Origin of the sequence: Skermania piniformis, assembly GCF_019285775.1 — a bacterium.
Classification (GTDB): Bacteria; Actinomycetota; Actinomycetes; order Mycobacteriales; family Mycobacteriaceae; genus Skermania; species Skermania pinensis.
Map to the genome: position 1 here is coordinate 784,710 of NZ_CP079105.1, position 14,201 is coordinate 798,910.

The 14,201-nt window shown below is 66.7% G+C and carries 11 protein-coding genes and 1 CRISPR repeat array; of the genes, 8 read left to right on the plus strand and 3 right to left on the minus strand.

All coding sequences use genetic code 11. The features are described from left to right. Positions 1 to 105 precede the first annotated feature (105 nt). Positions 106 to 423: direct repeats of the CRISPR family, unit length 37 nt; unit sequence GTCCGAAGGTGAGTCTCGCTAAAAAGCGAATTGAAAC. Positions 424 to 857: 434 nt separating this feature from the next. From KV203_RS03595 to cas6, 8 genes are read left to right on the plus strand one after another with little or no spacing between them, the layout of a single operon-like run. Continuing rightward, a complete protein-coding gene (locus tag KV203_RS03595) occupies positions 858 to 2,528 on the plus strand; it encodes a Cas10/Cmr2 second palm domain-containing protein (protein WP_066466671.1) in 1,671 nt (556 codons plus the stop codon). After that, positions 2,521 to 4,803 (plus strand): RAMP superfamily CRISPR-associated protein, encoded by a 2,283-nt coding sequence (locus tag KV203_RS03600; protein ID WP_066466670.1) that lies wholly within the window; start codon positions 2,521 to 2,523, stop codon positions 4,801 to 4,803. Before KV203_RS03595 ends, KV203_RS03600 begins: the two co-directional genes overlap by 8 nt. Next, a complete protein-coding gene (locus KV203_RS03605) occupies positions 4,803 to 6,359 on the plus strand; it encodes an RAMP superfamily CRISPR-associated protein (RefSeq protein ID WP_066466669.1) in 1,557 nt (518 codons plus the stop codon). The genes KV203_RS03600 and KV203_RS03605 overlap by 1 nt, the downstream gene beginning before the upstream one ends. Beyond that, positions 6,356 to 6,943: a type III-D CRISPR-associated protein Csx19 gene (gene csx19 / locus KV203_RS03610; protein WP_157079623.1), complete on the plus strand. Its 588-nt coding sequence runs from the start codon at positions 6,356 to 6,358 to the stop codon at positions 6,941 to 6,943. The genes KV203_RS03605 and csx19 overlap by 4 nt, the downstream gene beginning before the upstream one ends. After that, the gene (locus tag KV203_RS03615; protein WP_066466667.1) at positions 6,940 to 9,270 is read left to right on the plus strand and encodes a TIGR03986 family type III CRISPR-associated RAMP protein; all 2,331 of its coding nucleotides are present in this window, start codon (positions 6,940 to 6,942) and stop codon (positions 9,268 to 9,270) included. The genes csx19 and KV203_RS03615 overlap by 4 nt, the downstream gene beginning before the upstream one ends. Then, the gene (locus tag KV203_RS03620) at positions 9,267 to 9,596 is read left to right on the plus strand and encodes a hypothetical protein (protein WP_157079622.1); all 330 of its coding nucleotides are present in this window, start codon (positions 9,267 to 9,269) and stop codon (positions 9,594 to 9,596) included. The genes KV203_RS03615 and KV203_RS03620 overlap by 4 nt, the downstream gene beginning before the upstream one ends. A gap of 2 nt (positions 9,597 to 9,598) precedes the next feature. After that, positions 9,599 to 11,140 carry a hypothetical protein gene (locus tag KV203_RS03625; RefSeq protein WP_066466665.1) on the plus strand — a complete coding sequence of 514 codons (1,542 nt, stop codon included), beginning with the start codon at positions 9,599 to 9,601 and terminating at the stop codon, positions 11,138 to 11,140. Positions 11,141 to 11,142: 2 nt separating this feature from the next. Next, positions 11,143 to 11,868, plus strand: a complete 726-nt coding sequence (cas6, locus tag KV203_RS03630) for a CRISPR system precrRNA processing endoribonuclease RAMP protein Cas6 (RefSeq protein WP_066466664.1) — start codon at positions 11,143 to 11,145, stop codon at positions 11,866 to 11,868. A gap of 27 nt (positions 11,869 to 11,895) precedes the next feature. On the opposite strand, the gene KV203_RS03635 is transcribed toward cas6, so the two are convergent. From KV203_RS03635 to KV203_RS03645, 3 genes are read right to left on the minus strand one after another with little or no spacing between them, the layout of a single operon-like run. Beyond that, a complete protein-coding gene (locus KV203_RS03635; protein ID WP_066466663.1) occupies positions 11,896 to 12,348 on the minus strand; it encodes a nitroreductase family deazaflavin-dependent oxidoreductase in 453 nt (150 codons plus the stop codon). Between the two features lie 30 nt (positions 12,349 to 12,378). Next, entirely contained in the window at positions 12,379 to 12,648 is a 270-nt protein-coding gene (locus tag KV203_RS03640; RefSeq protein WP_066467076.1) for a metal-sensitive transcriptional regulator, read from the minus strand. A gap of 19 nt (positions 12,649 to 12,667) precedes the next feature. Then, entirely contained in the window at positions 12,668 to 14,059 is a 1,392-nt protein-coding gene (locus KV203_RS03645; RefSeq protein WP_066466662.1) for an MBL fold metallo-hydrolase, read from the minus strand. Between the last annotated feature and the right edge of the window lie 142 nt (positions 14,060 to 14,201).

Here is a 14,201-nt window from a genome sequence, read left to right on the forward strand (position 1 = left end):
ACCTATCCGGTACCGACGCGCCGACACCTACACCCTCATCTGCGATGAGCCGCTAAAAAGCGAATTGAAACGCCTCGTTGGCGAGGTCGCGGCTGGCGAACAGGTGTCCGAAGGTGAGTCTCGCTAAAAAGCGAATTGAAACTCGATTGCGGCGTAGCGGGCGTCAGTTTCGTGTCCGAAGGTGAGTCTCGCTAAAAAGCGAATTGAAACTTGTCGAGCCAGACTTATTCGTCGCGGAAGATCATGGTCCGAAGGTGAGTCTCGCTAAAAAGCGAATTGAAACTTCGCAGCGCAGCGTCCAGATAGGTGTACGAGTCCGAAGGTGAGTCTCGCTAAAAAGCGAATTGAAACGTCCGCCACACCGATCGAGATCAGCTTGGTTTCCAGTCCGAAGGTGAGTCTCGCTAAAAAGCGAATTGAAACTCTCGATCATGAGGTACTGGAGCAGCCCGAGCTGTCCGAAGGCGGATCTCGCTAGAAAGCGAGTTGATCATCCTGCTGGTCGAACCAGGCCGCGACCCATGGATGCCGGCCGTGCGCACCCCACACGGGCCCCGCCCAAACACCGATATCCAGCAGGATCACGCGCGGCCGTATCGTTCGCCCTCATCCGCGGCGAGCGGGCCCTCGAGATCATCGTTGGTCAGCTCGATACGCGTTGCGCGGATCCGATCAACGGCAGGCGAACCGGTCGCGTAGCCCGGGCGCGGACGATCCGATCTCACGCTCGAACAGGTCCTCGAGCGGCCGCTCTCGCTGGCCGCCGACGTCCCACGTTTGAAGGACATCACTGGTTACTGGTTGCCAAGCGGACTACGGTCGTGAACGGTGTCGGGGTCGGGCGAAGGGGGATTGCGGTGGCTCGGCGGTGGGTTGTCATCGAGACGGGGTCCAACCAGCAGCTGGTCTTCCAGACCAACAAGCAGCGACTCAATGTTGCTGCGTCACGGTTGATCTGGCGCGTCGGGTTCGAGTGGATCCCCGAGGCGATCGAGCAGGTCGGAGGGAAGCTCGAGGTCGAGATCCGAAATGTCGTCCGGGCGTCCGGTCTCGGCACGATGATCACTACCCCGGAGGCCGGGCGGGCGATCATCGAAGTCGTCACCACGCGCGCGGCACTGGAGGCTCCCGACCTGGACATCTGGGGCGTAGTCGGAGAAACCGATCTCGCCGAAGATCTTTCGAATGCGGGCCCAACCCTCGGGCAAGCGCAGCGTCAGCTGGCGCGGTGGCGGGCCGACCGGCCGAGCCCGATCACCCGAGACCCGAACCTGCCCTACACCCAGTTCTGCGCGTTCACCGGACGGCCTGCGAGTGGTGATGTTTCCGAAGGGACCCACACCTCTCGTGTTCATTACCCGGCGGCGCCCGGAGTTGCGGCGTTGTGGGATCGGTCGATGAACGATCGGGACAGTCTGGTCGCGAAACTGGGCGGCGGCGAGGTCGTCGAACGAGCCGTTGTCGGCAGGAAAGAGCTGGAATCCGGCGACGGGGTGGCCAACAACGGCTGGGTCGGGGTCCTGCACGCGGACGGCAACGGCATCGGCGACATCTTTACCAACCTGCGGCGCGTCTATGACGACACGGAGTTGATCGAACGGCTGGAGACGATCAGCCGCACCCTGGAGGACTGCGCCTGGCGGGCTGTCACGAACGCAGTATCCACTATCCAGCAGAAGGCCGATGAGGACGCCGGTGAGAACGGCACACGCCCGAAGAATTGGATTCTGCCCATCCTGGTCGGCGGCGACGACATCACGGTGTTGTTGGACGGCCGCCACGCATTCGAGTTCACCTGCGCATTGGCGGCCGAGTTCGAGCGGCTGATCAACGAACCCGCACCCGATGGGAGCGACAACCCGGTGATCGAATCACTCCAGTGGGTTGCCGCGAACCAAGACGAGTGGGTCGATGACGGATTTCTGACCAGTGCTACAGCGCCGGAACGGATCACCCTCGCCTGCGGGCTGGTCTACGTCAAACCACACCACCCGTTCAGTCACGCAGTGGCCTTCGCCGAAGAGCTGACCACATCGGCCAAAACAGTCAAGGGCGACGGCCTCAGCGCGCTGGATGTCCATGTGCTGAACGAGAGCGCGGTTCGCGAGTTGGCGAAGGTCCGCGAACCGCTGGCCTTCGGCGGGCGCAAGCTATGGGCCGGGCCGATCGTGCTGGGCGGTGACCAACACGTTCGGGACAACGACAAGCGACACCTGAACCATCTGCAAGAGGCTATGGACCTGATACGACCCGTCGCATCCGACGAACCGGGAGAAGAGATACCGCTAGTCCCGTCCGGTGTCCTGCACGCTCTGCGAGAGGCGCTCACCACCGGGGGCGAAGCAAACCTGGATGCGGTGGCCCGCCGGGCCAAGGAGGTCGCCGCCGGGTACCCGTACGCGGATTCGCTCACCGCGCTACTGGACCAGCATCTGGAACCCGACGGCGTCGACTTCTCCCGATTGCTCACCGCGATGGAACTGCTCGACGTCAGTACCGGCACGGTGGCCGGGGGTCGTGATGCCTGACCTGACCTTCGATATCACGATCACCTTCCGCTCGGACTGGCACATCGGCACCGGGACCGGGCAGCACGGCTCGGTAGATCGGGTGATCGTGACCGACGAGATCGGGCTGCCCTACGTCCCGGCCAAGACTGCGGTCGGCATGCTCCGCGACGGCGCTGAGATCGCCGCCAGCGCACTCGACAACAGTCGACCCGTCAACACACAGCCCGGGATCTGGGCGCGTTGGGTGCGGGCGATCTTCGGCGATCAACCGTCGATTGCCGAGCCCGACGGCGCCCCGCGACCGGCCACCCTCGTAGCGGCGCCGTTGCGGCTCGTGGGCCGGGGCCCGATCGCAGCGGCGGCCGAAACACCAGCGGCAGGCGCGGTCCTGCGCCGCGCCGACCTGGTCGCCGCAACCAAGACGCTGCGGGCCGGGGTCCGGATCGACCCCGCGTCGGGTGTCGCGAAGGAAGACATGTTCCGGATCGAGGAACGGGCTCGTGCCGGGCTCGCGGTGCGCGCCGCTTGGCGCGTCGAGCACCCCGACGGTGCGGAAACTTGGCCGGCCGAATTGCTCCTGCTCGCCGCCGCGACGATCACCCGGCAGATCGGTGGCAAACGCCGCCGCGGGGCGGGGCGGGGCGATATCGAGTTGACCGGCATGGCCGATCTCGCCGAACTCACCGTGAAAGCCACCGGTGCCGTGCCGAAACCGTGGCCTGCGACAACACCCGACCCTGCCGCGCTCACCCGCGGCGGCTCTGCGAGCTCCCGACCGTTGCGGCACGCACACGATCTGATCGTCACGGTGCGGCGTCCGCTGATCATCGACAACGGACAGCGCGGCAACGTAGTCGAGACCGCGACGTCGGTGCCCGGCACGATGCTGCTCGCCCAGCTGCGTCCGGACCTGCCCAACCTGGCCGACCTGATCCGCGCCGGCGAGGTCGTCGTCACCGACGCCACCATCGACATCGACGGAGTCCGGGGGTTGCCGTGGCCTCGGGCGCTGGCGATTACCAAGGACGCGCCCGCCCCGGCGGAACCCGGCGATCCGATCGACTACGTGAATGTAGTTCTGCCGCATCGAGAGAACCCCCGGCTGAAGCCGAAACCGAAGCGCTACCTCGACCCGACCTGTACCCGTTGGCGCACGGTCGACGTCGTCCAAGGTGTTCACGCGTCGATCGACGACACCCGGCAGCGCCCGACCGAACAGACCGGCGGGCTGTTCGTCTACAGCGGTATCGCGGCCGGCACTGTGTTACGCGCCCAGGTCTACCTTCCCGACGGTGTGACCCTGGAGCCCGCAAGCCGCGAGGTTCGGCTCGGGCGTTCGTCGAAGGACGATTACGGCCGCGCCACTGTCGAAATCGCTTCTCCCGCAACAGGAACCACTCCGAAGCGGATTGATGCGAATACCAAGTTCGCGGTGTGGCTGACCGCCGACCTGCTCCTGCGCGACGAGCGTGGCGCGCCCGATACCCGGGCCAGCGCGTTCGTCGCGTCGCTTGCCCAGGCGCTCGGTGTGCCCGGTCGGCTCCGGCTCGCAGACACCACCGATCGGCAGGCGCCCGGCGAACCGTTCGCCGACGTCAGCGACAACGCGGTGACCGGACTCGCCCGGCGACAAGGATGGCAGCGCGGATGGGGGCTGCCCCGCCCATCGCTCACCGGTATGGGTGCGGGCAGTGTCGTCCGCGTCGTCACCGAGGTCGACCTCACCCCGGCGATGATCAGCAGCGTCGAGCGGTCCGGTATCGGCGACCGGACCGCCGAAGGGTTCGGCCGACTCTGGTTGGCACCTCCCGCGTTGGGCAACGCAATCGTCTCGATCGGCGAATACCAGCCGCCACCGCCGAGCACAGCACCGACCAACTTCCCGGTCGACACCGCACTGCGGCGGGCAGCCTGGCGAAAGACAATCGAACGGACAGCAGTGCACGCCGCCGCTGCGACAGACCCCAAAACCTACTTCGGATCTACGGTCACTCGAACCCAGCGGGGCAATCTGCGCGGAGTACTCAACCGGATCGACGACCGGGATGGGGTGCGCGCCTGGCTGGCTGGTCCGAAACGGGCGTCGGTGTGGGGTGGGGACCAGTTGACCCGGCTCGGTAGGCTGCTCGACACCGAGCCGACAAACCCGGAGCACCCGGTCTGGCCGATACTGTTCGGCCCGGTCCCGACCGACCTGGACGACGCCATCCGCACCCACTTGGCGCACTATGCGGTCCAGCTGTACCTGACGGAGGTCATCCGGATCGCGAACCTGCGAGAGGCGAACTCCTGATGCGTCGACTCCATGCTCGGTACCGCCTCACCGGCAATCTGACCGCATTGTCTGCGGTCCACGTCGGTGGCCTCGGACCCGACGGAACCGTCGATCTCGGGCAGGTCCGGGACGGTCAGGATCGGGTGATCCTGCCCGGCTCGTCGCTCGCCGGGGTGATCCGGGCCGCGCTCGGCGATGACCTCACGAAGTGGTGGGGCCACGACCTGACCGGTAACCCGGACGAGGATCGCAACGCACACGCCTCGCGGATCGTGGTGGCGGACGCCCCGGCGGTCGGCCCGGTCCAGCTGGAAATCCGGGACGGCGTGTCGATCGATCGGGTGACCGGCGCGGCCGCGGAGAGGCACCTCTACACCCGCTACGTGGTGCCGCCGGGCACAGCGTTCGAGTTCGACCTGGCGATCGATGTGCCCGACGAAGCCGACAACCAGACAGCTCATGACCTGGTACGACAGATAGGCGCCCAGCTGGCCGGTCCCGGCCTTTCCGTCGGGGCAGCGACAACCCGTGGTCTCGGCCGGATGCGGCTGCTCCGGCCGGAGCTGCGCCGCGACGACCTGGCCAGCCGGGTCGGGCTGCTCGCGCTGCTCGGCGGGAGGTCGGAGCAGATCGACGTGACGCCGTCGCAGGATGGCCCGCCGGCGGGAACGCTGCGGATCACCGTGCCGTGGCGAGCCCTCGGCCCGGTGCTGTCCAAGGTTGCCGACGACGGCGTCTCCGACTCGTTTCCGGCGACCGCCCGCGACGGCACCCAGCTACGGCTGCTGATTCCGGGGTCCTCGATCAAAGGCACACTGCGCAGCCACGCCGAACGCATAGTGCGCACGCTGACCGGTGAAACAGTCACCGCCGAAGCCGGTTTCGTCGATCAGTTGGCCGCGGCCGCCGGACTGCCGACGATCGGCGACCTCTTCGGCGAAGCGACCGACCACCAGCGCGAGGCCGGCCGGCGGGGCCTGCTCGCCGTACACGACGTGACCAGCCGGGTATCGGTCCCGACCGATCTTTGGCAGGTGGTGCGCGCGAACGGCGGCAACGGGGAAGGCGATGTCGAGCAGCGACGGCGCGCCTTCGCTGACGCGGTCGAAGCGCTGAACACCGCGACCGAACCCGCCGGGCTCTGGTTCGACATCGCATCCCGCAACGCAATCGACCGCTGGTCCGGCGCCGCTGCGGACAAGCTGCTCTACACCGCGCTCGAGCCCTACGTGGTCGGCGACGATGTCTGGTCGGATCTGGTCCTCGATCTCGATGTCGGGCGAGCCCGTGAGGGTACGGGTGCCTCGGTCGACGCACTGCTGGCGTTGCTGATGTTCGTGCTGCGGGACTTCGCCGAGGGCTGGCTGCCGATCGGCTTCGGGACCACCCGTGGCCTCGGTTCGGTGACCGCCGATCCCACCGAGATCCGATTCACCTTCCACGGGCAATCCGGGGCCGACCATGCGGCCGAACTGCACGACAGACGCCTGCACGACGTGTTGGCGGACCGAGAGCTCACCGACGATCTGGAGACGGCATGGGCGAGAACGATTCCAGCGGCGGCAGACCGGTGACGGCAAGTGCTGACGGCAACGGGGCGGTCGACTATGCCGTCACCTTGACCGCGCATGAACTCGGTACCGAGATCAGTCCGACCGCGGCGCTGGAGAAGTTTGCCGTGAGCTGTCCGGACGCCGTGGGTTTCGTCTATACGCCCAGCGCCGCGCCGTGGTTCCGGATGACCGATGGCCGAGCGAAACAACGCGACGGCTCGACGATCCCAGAAGACGCTTTCGAGCTGCGGGCGTTCGCCGCCGACCGAGAACTGCGCTGGTACCGCACCTCCGACTTCGACCTGGGCCGCGCGGTCGTACTGACCGAGGAACCGACCTCGGGGGCGCCGACCGCCGACAGCGCTCATCCGTTGCGGCCGAAACAAACCCGGTCCCTGCTGCTGTGGGGCGCCGCGACCGGCAAGTACAACGACGGCTGGGCACAAGTCCGCACCGGCCGGATCGGACACCTCTGGTTCCCGCTCGCAACCCAACCCGAGAAGGGTAGTCAGCTAGCGCTGGCAGTAATCGACTATGTCACAAGAGACCACCACGGCAACGTCGGTGTTGTCGACCAACGGCTGACCGGAGTGGAGGCGCGATGACCGTCCAGGTTCCGAACGATCCCAACCGTCCACAGGGCCCCAGAACGGCCGCTGGCGTCGATCAGTTCATCAATCCGTACAACTTCGTCTCCACCCCGAGCCGGCCCAAGAAAGACCCGACCGGACTCGGCAACGGCACCCCGGCCGGACACGCCGCGTTCGTCGACGGGACCTACACCGGCACGATCCCGATCACTATCACCACGCGGACCCCACTTCTTCTGCCCGATCAGAGTTATGCGACGCCCGCCAGCGACGAGCATCCGCGCGAGGTCGGCACCCGTACCCGCGGCCGGCACGGCGAAGCGCGAACGAAAGCTCCGTTGCTGACCGGCTCCTCGGTCAAGGGGATGCTCCGCTCGGCGTACGAGGCGATCACCAACTCGACCTATGGCGTGGTCAGCGAGACCCACAACCAGCGGGGTTCGATCCGAATGATTCCGAAGGAGGCACTGGGCTTGCACCCCGGCGTGATCGAGGATGACCCGAACCGGCCGGGGCAATACGTCGTCAAGTACGTGAAACACCTGCGGCCCAAGGGCTGGCGCGGAAGCGATCCGCTACCCGCCCCGCATGTGCCGACTACCGATCAGGCCCGCTTCGCCAAGATACTCGGCGTTGCTGCCGAGAATCTCGACATGCAGGAGGTGCTGGCCTGGATCCAGCTGTTGAAGCACACCGTTTACACCCCCAGCGGAAAGCCGCTGACCTACCACTTCTGGCGAGTGTCCGACATCGCTCCGGCCAGCGGCGCGTTGCCCGCAACAGCGAGCAACCTGAGCCCGGGCGGCCGCGTCAGCATTCCAGCGAGTCCCTGTGCGTTACGCGTCCGCGGTCGACTGCACTGGACATACGCACCCTTCGCCGGGAAGCACGATGAACGACTCTGCGTTACCGAATTGCCCGACCCTTCCGACCGTGGCACCAAGGTCGACTTCGATACCGACTTGTTGCGGGTCGGTGATGACCATCGCGACAGTTGGAACCGAATTCTCGCTGCCTACCTGAACGAACACGACACTGAGTCGGCCGCGATTCGGGCCAGCAGTTACGGCACATATGCGCAGTCCGCGACCAGCGCGCAGAAATGGGCTTGGCGTCCGGGCCGGACCCTGCACGTCGGATTCGACGAAACCAAGGACAAGACCGGGACAAAGACGATAAAGACACCGTGGTTCACAGCTGCGATGGTCGGTCGCCGAGAATTCGCAGTCGCCGCTGGCACGTCGATCCCATCACGCAATCGGCCGACAACCGAGTACACCGCTCTGTCGCCGGCCGACCGAGTCTTCGGGTGGGTTCGGCAGGAACAAAAGCAAGACGAACAAGAAGGAAAGAGAGACGACGACGTCAAAGGGCCCCGCGCCTATCGGGGTCAGCTCCGAGTCGGAGCGCCGACGCTCGACCTCGCCGCCGGCGGCGTACCGGCGGTCGAGCACTTCGCTCAAGCTGTTCGCCTCGGCATTCTGAATTCGCCGAAGCCCACCCAGTATCGGTTCTACGGCGGGGACGGACAGCAGCGTCCGCGAAACAACGGACGAGAACGCAACGTCGCTGACGGCTATGCCGGGTCCAACAGTCGGCTGCGCGGCCGCAAGTTCTACCTGCCACAGCCGGAGGTGTTCGACGGCCGGTCCGGCGCCTCCGACTATTGGGACCCGTCTTTCCACGACACCGGCAACACGATCGACGTCGAAAGCGGCCGGCGCTATCGCGAATACCTGGGCGTCACTCCGGCCGCCGACGACAATCAGCTGAACAAGGTTGCGGTTGCTGCCAAGAGCTGGGTGCGACCAGGGATCACCTTCCGAACCACCTTGTTCGTCCAGAACCTGACCGCGGTCGAGCTCGGTGCGTTGCTCTGGCTCCTGGCTCTGCCGGACGAAGCGTCGATGACGATGGGTTTAGGGAAGCCGCTCGGCTTCGGCGCAGTGCGCGTGACGGCCGATTGGCCGGAGGTAAAGCTATTTACGGCTGCTGATCTCGGCCGGCGATACCGCTCGCTGTCGGATACGCCGCATCCGTGTGCTGAGCCAGTTCTGCAGGAACTGGTGACCGACTACGACAAGACGCTGCGCGGCAATGCCGAGCTGGCCAGGATTCGCCGCGAGTACCTCGACATCGCCTTCGGCTTTGTCGGGGTGCCGGTGCACTATCCACGCCATCGTCCGATCGGCCAATACAGCGGCCGGTCGGCGCCGCAGTCAGAGCTGTTCAAGTGGTGGGTGGCCAACGAGCAGGACAAGAATTACCGTTACTGGCTTCCCGAGGTCGGGACCGATGTGCCACCGACTCTCCCCTACCTGGACGAGTGGCGGCCTCGATGAGGGCATTTCCGCGGTCACTCTGGCAGCGACTGCTGAGAATCCCATGCTCGCTCGTCGCCATCGCGTTTTCGTTCACGCTCGTCGTCGCGACCGCACTGCTCGGCCTTGTGCTCGAAGACCTACGAGATCAGTTCCTCGACGCCGCGCTCGGCTTCGACGGCGCACCGGTGCACTATCCGCGCCCTGCGGACGACGCAGGCGACCCGTCGGCCCCCCGAGACAAGCTTTACGAGTGGTTCGTGGCCAACGAGCGCGGCAAGCATTTCCGATCGCTGCCAGCATCGGGCGCTGATTCCCCGCCCACTCTGCCCTACTTGAAGAAGTGAGCATGATCTGGAGCGCGCTGGGCCGGGTTGGACGGTTCCTGCAGGCGCAATGGGGGCGCTTCCGGCGGCAGTTCATCGCCGTGACGCTGGCGTCGCTGCTGGTCGTTACAACCGCAGTGGTCGGTCTCGTCGTGGAAGACTGGCTGCCGAACGCTTCTGATAAACCGCTGTTCGACACACTGAACTCGACTCACTATCGGGTGCGCCTCGCCTTCGGTCTCATCCTTGCGGTGGTGGCGTTCACTGCGATCGCGGCCGTGCTGCGACGCAGCAACGGCACGCTCTACTACGTGCGCATTCTCGACGAGCGAGCACCGGATCTGCACGCCGCGGCGAACGGCCACGCACAGCAACGAGCGCTGGACTACCGCAGCGTCGTCCATTCGCTTGATCTCGGCACCGAGCGGTCGGTCGACGTGGCGTCGTTCGTCGCCCAGGCGCGGGCCCAGCTGCAGATCGCCGGGATCACGGACGACACTTCGTCCTCATTCGAGGTTGCGCCGAACTCGCATTGGCCGATCGCGTTCGCGCTCGGCTACGACTGGCCGTTGCCGGAGAATGCAAAGCTGATCGAGTTCAATGGCGACAACCCTGTCCCCGGTTTTACGGTATCCGCCCAGCCGATCGACCACTCAGTTCCACGCTCCCCTACCACCCGCGATTCGCGCGTTCAGCTGGTTCGCATCGATTTCCACCTGACCATCGGTCGCCTGGTGACCGAGAACGATCGGCGCGCAGCCGACCAAGAAGTGTTCGGTCGCGCGGCGGATATCTCGATGGCATATGGCCGGTCGGGCATATGCACCGATCCGGATGGACGACCTGGTGTCCGCGTCGGAAGGAAGTCGTGGCGGCACCGGTCTGCCGACATGACGCCCGAAGACGCCGCCCGAATGGTGGCCCTCGCCATTCTGCGGGCGCTGGAGCAATATCCCAACGCAGTCGTCGCCGTCTCGGCGAGCGTCCCCAAGGTCGTCGGTGTGCTCGCCGGGCGCCAGTTCGCCGCATATCTCCAACTTCGCAACTCCGGCGTGCAGTCACGAAATTGGATCAGCCCGTGGCGGCGGCTATCTCTGCTCTCGCCGAGCACGACCAACCACGATGCCGGGGCGAGCGGCAGCGTGCAGATCATGCGAGTGCACCCCAGCCAGCCGGCCACGCCGCCCTATTGGCCACCCGTCCCGGTCGCGGGCACGATCGTCAACCTCCTGCCGCACGATCTCCGGGTCTTCGACGGTGAATCGATCGTCTTGCAGGCGGATCGCTCATCGACCCCGGCCCGTATCGGCGAGACACGCGGCACACCCCATCAGGTGAGCCTGAACGGCATCACCACGCCAGTGGTCGACCTGAGTTACGCCGACACGGTGACCGGCTTGCCCGAACCGGTGGACGGCACCTGGTACGTCGTCTCCAGGATCACCGCGCAGGCCCTGCAGCATCGTTTCGATCTGCTGTTTCCCGTGGACGAGGTGCGTAACGACCAGGCGCAGATCATCGGATGCCGGAGTCTCGGTCGGTTCGTGAACCAGGCGGAGGTGTAGCCGTGCCCACCCGCTGGGCCATCCCCCTCACCGGCATCGATCCCGGCCGGGTCAAGCTCGACCACCTGCACGCCGTCGCCAGCGGCTGGGTGGACGACGCGCACTGGACGTCGCCGAAGCCGTGGTCGGTGCGGCCGATGCGGGTGGTGGACGGGGTCGGGGTGGTGGAGGTAGCGACGCTGACCCCGGGAGCTCGGGACTGCCTGCACGCCGGCGTCGCGGAGGGCAGGGCGGTTCGGCTCGGCGGCCAGCACGGTCGCGTCGTGACCGGTCCGCAGCCGATGGCGAGCATCGACTGGGCCGAGCTAGCCGAGCCGACCGGCGCGACGGCCTGGGATGTCCATTACCTGACCCCGACCGCGTTCGGCAACGGCAGCCGCTTCTCCCCGTGGCCGGACCCGTTCCCGGTGGCCCGCTCGCTGCTCCAGCGCTGGAACGCGGTGCACCCCGACGGTGCGATCGAGGTCGAGCCGACCGGGTGGAGCAAGGTCTGGATCAGCGATGTGGACGGCCGCAGCCAGATGCTGCCGCTGGCCGGGCTCACCGTGTCCGGTTTCCTCGGCCGGGTCCGCTACGTCTGCCCGGATCCGGTCGTGGCCGAGCTGTTCGACCGGTTGCTCCGGTTCGCCGAGTACGCCGGGATCGGCCGCTACACCACCCGTGGGCTGGGCGTGATCCGGTTGGAACCGACGTGGCCCGGGGACCGGAAGCCGGCAACCCGGCGGTGACGGTGGCGTGACCGGATCAGGCGGTGTTCAGCGCGGGGTCAGCACGACGATCGGAATCGTCCGCGCGGTGCGCTTCTGGTAGCCGCGGTACCGGTTCTGGTTGTTCCGGTTGACCACCTGCCAGAGCCGGGCGTACTCGGGATCGTCGGCGTTCGACAGCACCGTCGCCGTGACCGGGAATCGCTTGGGCCCGACGTTGACCTCGACCTGAGGATGTGCCCGGAGGTTGTAGTACCAGCCGGGCGATCGGTCCTGGCCGCCGTTCGACGCCACGATCAGGTAGGAGCCGTTGTCGCTTGCATAGGTCAGCGACGTGGTTCGGGCCTGGCCGGTCTTGGCGCCGACGGTGTGCAGCAGCAGGCTGGGCGGCATGGCCGGGAAGCGGTGCCCGATCCGGCCGTTCGTCTTCTGATACACCGCATCGTGCAGGCGCAGCAGCGGTACGCCGAGATACCGCTCGATCAGCGGAGCGTTGCTCATCGGGCGATTATGCCCGGCCGCGCCTTCGGGTCAGGCCAGCGCCAGGAACAACTTTTCCAGCTCGGCCTCGGTCATCGGCGCCTCCGATCCGTCCGCCGCACCGGCCAGGCACTCACGCAACCCGGTCGCCACGATCTTGAATCCGGCCCGGTCCAACGCCCGGCTCACCGCGGCCAGCTGGGTGATCACGTCCTTGCAGTCGCGGCCCTGCTCGATCATCGCGATCACGCCGGCGAGCTGACCGTGCGCCCGGCGCAATCGATTGAGCACCGAATCGATGGATTCCTGATCGCCGATCATCGCTGACTCTTTTCCCACATCACCGGCTTCTTTCCGCAGACTGGGTGGATTCGACCCACGCGTTGTATCCGCCGACGATATCGCTCACGTCGGCGAAACCGCGCTGCCGCAGCAGACTGGCCGCTACCGACGACCGATAACCGCCCGCGCAGTAGACCACCGTCGGTGCGGCCGGGTCCAGCTCGGCGAGCCGATCGGGCAGCCGGCCCACCGGGATGTTCACCGCGGCCGGGATCATGCCGGCGTCGGCCTCACCCGGATTGCGCACGTCGACGATCTGCAGCCCGGAAACCTCGTCGACCCGCCGGCCGAACGCCCGGGCGGTGAGCCGGGACGCCTGCCCGACCTCGTCCCGATGTTCCACCATCGTCGCGAACGGGTCGGCGACGAAGCCGATCACCCGGTCGAAGCCGATCCGGCCGAGCCGGTTCTTCGCTTCCATCTCCTGCCCGGGTTCGGTGCACAGCACGATGTCCACGTCGGTCGGCAGGATCGAGCCGGCGAACTCGGCGTACCGGCCGTCCAGCCCGACGTTGATCGCGCCGTGCAGGTGCCCCTGGGCGAACCCCTCCGGGCTGCGGCCGTCGACCAGCATCGCCCCGGCCGCCATGGCGGCGGTGACCTGCTGATACGTCAGCGGCTCCGGCGGCTTGTTCTCGTCGAGCAGCTCGTGCGCGGTCCGGTTGACCACGGCGTCGTAGCCGAAATAGCCGGGCGCCGGCGGCTGGCCTTGGGTGACGAGCTCCATGAACGTCGGCTTGTCCGGCGCCCGCAGCGCGTAGTTGGTCTCCTTCTGCTCGCCGATGGTCGACCACCGCTCGGTGGACAGGTTCTTCCCGCAGGCCGAACCGGCGCCGTGCGCGGGATAGACCCGGGTCGCATCCGGCAACGTCATCAGCTTGGTGTGTAGCGAGTCGTAGAGCTGATCGGCAAGCTCTTCCCGGGTGACGCCGACCGAGGAGAGCAGGTCGGGCCGGCCCACGTCGCCGATGAACAGGGCGTCGCCGGTCAGCACGCCGTACGGAACGGTGTCGTCGGCATGCTCGAACACCACGACGCTCAGCGACTCGGGGGTGTGGCCCGGGGTGTGCCGGAACTCCAGCGTCACCTCGCCGAGCGAGTACCGTTCGCCGTCGGCGACGCCCATGAACTCGAACTCGGTGTCGGCCACCGCGGAGAAGACGATCGTGGCGCCGGTGGCTTCCGCCAGCTCCAGGTGTCCGGAGACGAAATCGGCGTGGAAATGCGTCTCGATCACCAGCTCGATCGTGAAGCCGAGTTCCTCGGCGTCGTCGAGGTATTGCGAGACATCCCGTTGCGGGTCGACCACGACGGCCCGCCCGGTGCTCTCGTCGCCGATCAGGTACGAGGCGTGGGACAGGCAATCCAGGTAGTACTGGATGAACTTCACGGCCTCAGCCCTTCCGCCGGAACATATTCCAGCGGGACCCGGCCGCGCCGGACGACCCCGCGCCGGTCGAACCCGCCACGCCCGCGGGGGTATGCCCACCGCACCATTGCTCCGGCCGCACCCCGCGCTTCACTTCGTCGAT

What these genes read in the sequence shown, in the direction of transcription:
- KV203_RS03640 (WP_066467076.1), bottom strand. Translation starts at nt 12,648, where the DNA reads ATGATCGGCGATCAGGAATCCATCGATTCGGTGCTCAATCGATTGCGC.
- KV203_RS03615 (WP_066466667.1), top strand. Translation starts at nt 6,940, where the DNA reads ATGACCGTCCAGGTTCCGAACGATCCCAACCGTCCACAGGGCCCCAGA.
- KV203_RS03625 (WP_066466665.1), top strand. Translation starts at nt 9,599, where the DNA reads ATGATCTGGAGCGCGCTGGGCCGGGTTGGACGGTTCCTGCAGGCGCAA.
- KV203_RS03605 (WP_066466669.1), top strand. Translation starts at nt 4,803, where the DNA reads ATGCGTCGACTCCATGCTCGGTACCGCCTCACCGGCAATCTGACCGCA.
- KV203_RS03635 (WP_066466663.1), bottom strand. Translation starts at nt 12,348, where the DNA reads ATGAGCAACGCTCCGCTGATCGAGCGGTATCTCGGCGTACCGCTGCTG.
- KV203_RS03600 (WP_066466670.1), top strand. Translation starts at nt 2,521, where the DNA reads ATGCCTGACCTGACCTTCGATATCACGATCACCTTCCGCTCGGACTGG.
- KV203_RS03620 (WP_157079622.1), top strand. Translation starts at nt 9,267, where the DNA reads ATGAGGGCATTTCCGCGGTCACTCTGGCAGCGACTGCTGAGAATCCCA.